The following is a 7,693-nucleotide window of genomic DNA, read 5'->3' as shown; positions in this document are numbered from 1 at the left end:
TAGATATGGACGGTGCTGTGGCGGAGCAGTTGCAAGTGGAAGGCCTAGCCGCTTTCGCCAAGAGTTTTGAGGAGATGCTGGCGGAGGTGGCGCGCGCGATGCGGTGAGCGGCGCGCCCCGCTGGTCCGGTGTGCGCCTCAGAAGCCGACGGTGTTGAAACCGCCGTCCACGTAGGTGATTTCGCCGGTGATGCCAGAGGCGAGGTCGGAGCAGAGGAAGGCGGCGGTGTTGCCGACTTCGTCCTGGGTCACGTTGCGGCGCAGGGGCGCATGTTCCGCATAGTGATCCAGAATCTTGCGGAATTCGCTGATACCGCTGGCCGCGAGGGTGCGGATAGGCCCGGCGGAAATGGCATTGACGCGGATGCCGTCCGGTCCCAGCGCGTAGGCGAGATAACGGATGCTGGCTTCAAGACTGGCCTTGGCGAGTCCCATCACATTGTAGTTGGCCATGGCGCGCTCGGCGCCGAGGTAGCTGAGGGCCAGCAAGGCGCCCTGCCGGCCCTGCATGAGCGGGTGCATGGCCTTGGCCATGGCGGTGAAGCTGTAAGAGGATACCTCGTGGGCAATGCGGAAGCCCTCGCGGGTGGTGGCGTCCAGATAACTGCCGCTGAGTTCGTCTTTGGGCGCAAAAGCGGCGCCGTGAATGCCGATATCGACGTTGCCCCAGAGTGACTGGATCTTTTGCATGGCGCTCGTCAGTTGCTCTTCGTTCATCAGGTCCAGTTCCAAGGGTTCCGGCGCACCGATCTGGTTCGCCAGCTCTTCCACCCGGCTTTTGGTGCGCTCGCCCTGATAGGTGAGGAGCACTTCCGCGCCCTGGCGATGCATGGCCTGAGCGATGCCCCAGCAGATGGAGCGCTCATTGGCCACGCCGACAACCAGTGCTTTTTTCCCTCCCATAAAACCCATTGCAAAAACCCCTTACGCCAGAATCAGCGTGTATAAATAGTGAGACGTGAGCCCGGTTGAATATCGCTGGCCGAGGCCAGGCGATTCCACTGCATCAGTGAGTGGGGCTGGACATGGAATTGTTGGGCAATCTGCCAGAGCGTGTCGCCCTGACGCACTACATAAGTCGTCGTTCGTCCCCGAGTGGCGGCGCGTTCCTGCCGGTGATTGATAGCGGCAACCACTGTGTGTGCCGGGATATTCAGCACCTGTCCGGGATGGAGGACGGTCCGCTCGGTGAGGTGATTGGCGTGGGCCAGTACGGAGACGCCGACCCCGGCGCGCTGGGCGATTTGCCAGAGACTCTCACCGGGCCGGACGGTAAGGCGCTGGTGACTCCGCGCGGCCGTATAGACCGGTGCTGGGGCACTGCCACCACCCCGGATATGGAGGATTTCGCCGACCTGCAGGTCGCGCGCGGAACGGATATGGTTCCAGCGCATGAGGTCGTGGACGCTGACGCCGGCCCGCTGCGCGAGTTGCGAGAGCGTGTTGCCCGGACGCACCCTGAGCGGTTGGCTGTTTTGCGCATAGACCGCATGACGCAGCCCACCGGTGCCATAGACGACCAGCCGCTGTCCGACTTGCAGGTCGCGCGCGGAACGGATGTGATTCCAGCGTTTGAGATTGGTAATGCTGACCCCGGCCCGTTGCGCCAGATGCCAGAGCGTCTCACCGCGGCGGAGGGTGATGTGACTGAGTCGTGGTGCTGCCGCAGGTGCGGCTATGGAGTGTGTGGCTACTTCCTGGGGCATGCTCAATAGCGCTGTTTTCAGTGCCCCAGCCTTGCCTTTGGGAACCACGAGCTGGTAATCTGCCGGTGCGACGCCATAGCTCAGTCCGGCATTGAGGCGCCGCAATTCGCTGACCGGCATGTTCATCAGATTCGCTGCTACGTTGAGTGCCACGGATTTTGGAGTGGTGACTACCGCAATATGCGCCGCATTGGGAATGACGGGCAGGGAAACATGGTAAGCGCTGGCGTTTTTGATGACCTGCGCCAGGGCGAGCAACTCGGCAACGTAGTTTTCTGTCTGCTCTGGGAGATCGAGGTCCCAGAAATCCGTGGGCTTGCCAGCCGCGACATTTTGCTGGATGGCGGCGGAGACGGTGCCCTGTCCGGCATTATAGGACGCGATGGCGAGGAGCCAGTTGCCGCCGAAATAGTTATAGAGATAAGACAGATAGTCGAGGGCCGCGTTGGTGGAGGCGGTGAGGCTCAGGCGGGGATCGCCGTAGCGGGTATTTTGCAGGCCGAAATTGCGTGCGGTACCGGGTATGAATTGCCAGAGACCCGCTGCCGCCGCCGGAGAATAGGCCTTGGGGTTGTAACCGCTCTCGATAGCCGGCAACAGCGCCAATTCCATGGGGAGGCCGCGCTGCGCAATTGCTGACACCACATAATAGAGAAAAGGACGGGAGTTATCGAAGATTTGTTCCAGCTTACCCTGGTGTTGCAGGAACCAGGTACGCCATTTGTCCACTTCTACCCGTGAGACGTCGCTGATCCGCAGACCGTCATCAATATGTGTCCAGACATTGCCGATCTCCGTCTGGTGACCAAAGGCGCCTGATGCTTCGAACTGTTGCAGGGTGGCTGACAGGCTGGAAGCATTGCCGCTTTGCCCGTTACCATCGCCTTGCAAATCCGCAGTTTGCCCGGCGCTGTTCAAGGCTTCTGCCACACCACTCTGAAGATCACTTTGTTGCAGGCCTATGGTCTGACTCTCCGCCCAGACCATAGGAATGCCCCCCAGCGCCATCAGCGTGGCGACAGCGATGATTCGCTTTTTCATGCTACTCCTTCCTGGGCAGGCTCGGTCCACAATGGGCGTCCCGCAGATATAATCCTTCGTGAAATGATATTATAATAAACAGTGAGTTGGTATCAGGCTGGTCACCCGTTACTGGATGATAAGCAAAAGGAATGCCTTGAGTCAAACGATGTTTTCCGGTCTGTGCAGGGCATGACTCGCGGCGAAAGCCGGTGCTGCGCAGGATACCGGCGGGTCAAAGAGGCTGTTATTATCCTGTTTTCGTCAGTCTCAGGTTGCACACCATGTCCGTTCGTACCCGTTTCGCCCCCAGTCCCACCGGTTATCTGCATATTGGCGGTGTGCGCACCGCGCTTTACTCCTGGCTGCACGCGCGTCAGCAGGGGGGGCACTTCGTTCTGCGTATCGAGGATACGGACGTGGAACGCTCGACGCCGGAAGCGACGGCCGCCATTCTGGAGGGGATGGCCTGGCTGGGGCTGGACTGGGACGAGGGTCCGTTCTATCAGATGCGGCGCATGGACCGTTACCGGGAAGTGCTGGCGCAGATGCTGGCGGCGGGAACGGCCTATCATTGCTATTGCAGTCGTGAGGAAGTGGATGCCATGCGCGAGGAGCAGCGTGCGCGCGGCGAGAAACCGCGCTACGACGGACGTTGCCGGCAGCGCACGGCAGCGCGTGATGGGATCACACCGGTGATCCGCTTCCGGAGCCCGGATGGCGGTGAAACAGTGGTGGAAGACCTGATCCACGGTACGGTGCGCTTTCAGAACAGTGAAATGGATGATCTGATCATCGCGCGCTCTGACGGGACGCCGACCTACAACTTCTGCGTGGTGGTGGATGACTGGGATATGGGAATCACTCACGTGATTCGCGGCGATGATCATCTCAATAATACGCCGCGGCAGATGCAGATTTTGCAGGCGCTGGGCGCCCAGGTGCCCGCTTATGCCCATGTGCCGATGATTCTCGGGCCGGACAAGCAAAAGCTGTCCAAGCGCCACGGGGCGGTGAGCGTGCTGGAATACCGCGAGCAAGGCTTTTTGCCCGACGCGCTGCTCAATTTTCTGGTGCGGCTGGGCTGGTCCCATGGCGATCAGGAAATCTTTACCCGCGAGGAAATGGTGGAACTTTTCCGCATTGATGCGGTAAACAAGGCGGCATCGGCCTTCAACCCGGAGAAGCTGCTGTGGATCAACGCCCAGCATATGCAGCGGCTGACGCCGGAGGGGCTGGCGCAGCATCTGCTGCCTTACCTCAACGCCGTCGGCATCACCGAGTCCTTGCTGGCGGCCGGGCCGGCCCTCCCGGCGGTGGTGGCGTTGTTGCAGGAGCGGTCCAAGACCTTGGTGGAGATGGCGGCGGCGGCGGAGATGTTTTATGTGGCGCCGGGGGCCGGTGAACCCAAGGATGTGGAGAAGCATCTGCACGGACAGGGCGCATTGCTGGCAACCCTGGCGCAGGCGCTGGACGCATTGCTGAACTGGGAGGCGGCGGCGATTCACAGCGTGATCCAGGAGCTGGCGGTAACCCATGCCGACGGCAAGATGGGCAAAATCGCCCAACCCCTGCGGGTGGCGGTGGCGGGCAAGGCGGTATCTCCGCCTATCGATGCGACTCTGGCCTTACTGGGCAGGGAGGAGACGTTGGCGCGTTTGCGGCGGGCGGTCGCCTGGATCTAGTCCTCTTTCGCCGTTTAGGGTCTGCTGATACTTGGCGCGGGGCGGTGCTTTTGCGATGATGGAGGCGTCCGTTGTTCCCGACGATTTTCCGCAGATCAGGAGAGTAGTTCATGGCCATGAATGTCACCCAGAAGATTATTGCCGCCCATTTGGTCAGTGGCACGCTGGAAGCGGGGAGCCCTATCGCTATCCGTATCGACCAGACCCTGACCCAGGACGCCACGGGGACCATGGCCTATCTGCAATTCGAGGCCCTCGGCTTGCCGCGTGTGCGCACGGAACTCTCGGTGTCCTATGTGGACCACAACATGCTCCAGTCGGGCTTCGAGAACGCCGACGATCATCGTTTTCTGCAAAGCTTTGCTGCGAAATATGGCGTACATTTCTCCCGTCCCGGCAACGGCATCTGCCATCAGGTGCACCTGGAGCGATTTTCCAGGCCGGGCGGCACCCTGCTGGGCTCCGATTCGCACACGCCGACGTCCGGCGGAGCAGGCATGCTGGCTATTGGTGCGGGCGGTCTCGACATCGCCCTGGCCATGGGCGGCTTGTCTTTCAACCTCAATATGCCGCAGGTGGTCGGGGTCAAGCTGACCGGCCGCCTGCAGCCTTTTGTCAGCGCCAAGGACATTATTCTCGAAGTGCTGCGCCACAAGACGGTGAAGGGCGGTGTCGGCAAAGTCTTTGAGTATTTCGGGTCGGGCGTCGCCCACCTCAGTGTGCCGGAGCGGGCGACCATCACCAACATGGGTGCCGAATTGGGCGCCACCACCAGTGTGTTCCCCAGTGATGCCGTGACCCGCCGTTACCTGGCGGCTCAGGGGCGCGATGCCTCCTGGTCGGAGTGGGTGGCGGATGCCGATGCCGGCTATGACGAGGTGCTGGAAATCGATCTCGACCAGTTGGAGCCCCTCATCGCTTGTCCGCACAGCCCCGACAACGTCCGGAAAGTGCGCGAGGTGGCGGGCATGCCCGTGGCGCAGGTGGCCATCGGATCGTGCACCAACTCGTCCTATACGGATTTGATGACCGTGGCGAGCATGCTTAAGGGCAAGGTCGTTGCTGACGGCGTCAGCCTGGGGGTATCGCCCGGCTCCCGTCAGGTGATGGAAATGGTGACCAGGGATGGCGGCCTGCTGGACTTCATCGGGGCCGGTTCGCGCATTCTGGAATCGGCCTGCGGACCCTGCATCGGCATGGGCTTCGCGCCGCCCACGGAAGGCGTCTCGGTGCGTTCCTTCAACCGCAATTTCTACGGGCGTTCGGGCACCAAAAATGCGGCGGTGTATCTGGCGAGCCCGGAAACCTGCGCCGCTTGTGCCCTGACCGGGGTGATCACCGATCCCCGCGATCTGGGGCTGGCGCCCATTCACGTGCCGGTGCCGGAGCGCTTTCTGGTGGACGACCGGATGGTGCTCGCCCCCGCCGCCGAAGGCAGCCCGGTGGACATCATCCGTGGCCCCAACATCGCCAAACTCCCCACCGGGCAGGCCGCTCCGGCAAACTTGCAGGGCGAGGTGTTGATCCGTCTGGAAGATGACATCACCACCGACCACATCATGCCGGCCGGGGCCAAGGTGCTGCCGCTGCGCTCCAATCTGCCGGCCATTTCGGAGTTTGTCTTCCACATGGTGGATGAAACCTTTCCGGCCCGCGCCAAGGCGGCCGGGGGCGGCTTTATCGTGGCGGGTCACAATTACGGGCAGGGTTCCAGCCGTGAACATGCGGCACTGGCGCCCCGCTATCTCGGCGTGCGTGCGGTGCTGGTCAAGTCTTTTGCGCGCATTCACCTGGCCAATCTCATCAACTTCGGCATTTTGCCCCTGACTTTCGTGGACGCGGCGGATTATGCCAGGGTGCAGGCGGGGGATCAGCTCAGTCTGGATATCAGGGGGCTGGCGCTGGGCCAGGCGCTGACTCTGCGCGATGAAAACCAAGGGCTGGATATTCTGGTCATGCCGCAGTTGGCGAGTGCCCGTGATCTGGAGTTGATTCTGAAGGGGGGCGCCTTGTCCTGGGCCAGCGAACAACTGGAGAAAGTATCGTGACCATGGCGCATATTCAGGTTCCGGCTCAGGGGAAGCCCATCACTCAGGTGGACGGTGTGTTGCAGGTACCGGAGCAGCCCATTATCCCCTTCATCGAGGGGGATGGTATCGGTTGTGATGTCACGCCGGCCATGCGTGCGGTGGTGGATGCCGCGGTACAGGCCGCCTATGGCGGTCAGCGGCGGATTGCCTGGATGGAGCTTTTTGCCGGGCAGAAGGCGGTGACGCTCTACGGTGAGGGGCAGTATCTGCCCGAAGAAACCATGGCCGCCATCCGTGCGTATAAGGTCGCTATCAAAGGCCCCTTGGAGACGCCAGTAGGCGGTGGTATCCGCAGTCTCAATGTGGCGCTGCGCCAGGATCTGGACCTCTATGTCTGCTTGCGGCCGGTGCGTTATTTTGCGGGTACGCCCAGCCCCGTGCGCCACCCGGAAAAGGTCGATATGGTCATCTTCCGGGAAAACTCCGAGGATATTTACGCCGGTATCGAGTGGCCGGCGGGTAGCCCCGAGGCGGAAAGGCTCCTGCGCTTTTTGCAGGAAGAGATGGGGGTCAGCAAAATCCGCTTCCCGGCCAGTTCCGCCATCGGCATCAAGCCGGTGTCGGTGGAGGGCTCGGAGCGTCTGGTGCGGCGCGCCATCCAGTATGCGCTGGAGCATGGCAAGCCCTCGGTGAGCCTGGTGCATAAGGGCAATATCATGAAATTCACCGAAGGTGGCTTCCGCGACTGGGGCTATGCTTTGGCCGAGCGGGAGTTCGCCGGACGGGTCTTCACCTGGCGGCAGAAGGCGGCGATTAGTCGGGCAGAGGGCAAGGCGGCGGCGCAGGCGGTCGAGCAGCAGGCCATCGCCGATGGCAAGCTGATTATCAAGGACGTCATTGCCGACAACTTCCTGCAGCAGATTTTGTTGCGGCCGGAAGATTATTCAGTGGTGGCCACGCTCAACCTCAACGGCGACTATATTTCCGATGCGCTGGCGGCGGAAGTGGGCGGCATCGGCATGGCGCCGGGGGCGAACCTCTCCGATACCCATGCGATTTTTGAGGCTACCCACGGCACGGCGCCGGACATCGCCGGGCAGGGTAAGGCCAACCCCAGTTCGCTGATTTTGTCGGCGGTGATGATGCTGGAGCATCTGGGTTGGGGTGAGGCGGCGACGCGCATCGTGGTGGCCATGAACGCGGCCATCGCCAGCGGCGAGGTGACCGGTGACCTGGCGGCCTTGCGCGGTGAC

General features: G+C 61.9%; 5 protein-coding genes. 3 read left to right on the top strand and 2 right to left on the bottom strand.

Annotation, left to right across the window (positions count from 1 at the left end; all coding sequences use genetic code 11):
- Positions 1 to 137: 137 nt before the first annotated feature.
- Both HF921_RS12770 and HF921_RS12765 read right to left on the bottom strand, forming a co-directional pair.
- Positions 138 to 911, bottom strand: coding sequence for an enoyl-ACP reductase FabI (locus HF921_RS12770; RefSeq protein ID WP_215892215.1), 774 nt, complete (start codon positions 909 to 911; stop codon positions 138 to 140).
- 23 nt (positions 912 to 934) lie between these two features.
- Entirely contained in the window at positions 935 to 2,746 is a 1,812-nt protein-coding gene (locus tag HF921_RS12765; protein ID WP_215893951.1) for a LysM peptidoglycan-binding domain-containing protein, read from the bottom strand.
- 263 nt (positions 2,747 to 3,009) lie between these two features.
- On the opposite strand from HF921_RS12765, the gene gltX reads away from it, so the two are divergent.
- The 3 genes from gltX to icd all read left to right on the top strand — a co-directional run.
- Entirely contained in the window at positions 3,010 to 4,410 is a 1,401-nt protein-coding gene (gene gltX, locus HF921_RS12760) for a glutamate--tRNA ligase (protein WP_215893950.1), read from the top strand.
- Between the two features lie 110 nt (positions 4,411 to 4,520).
- Positions 4,521 to 6,458, top strand: a complete 1,938-nt coding sequence (locus HF921_RS12755) for an aconitate hydratase (protein ID WP_215893949.1) — start codon at positions 4,521 to 4,523, stop codon at positions 6,456 to 6,458.
- Between the two features lie 2 nt (positions 6,459 to 6,460).
- The coding region (gene icd / locus HF921_RS12750; protein ID WP_215893952.1) for an NADP-dependent isocitrate dehydrogenase at positions 6,461 to 7,693 on the top strand (1,233 nt) is incomplete at its 3' end.

The organism is Acidithiobacillus ferriphilus (assembly GCF_018854775.1).
Classification (GTDB): Bacteria; Pseudomonadota; Gammaproteobacteria; order Acidithiobacillales; family Acidithiobacillaceae; genus Acidithiobacillus; species Acidithiobacillus ferriphilus.
Note: the sequence above shows the minus strand (reverse complement) of the source record. Positions and strands in the feature narration are given on the sequence as shown.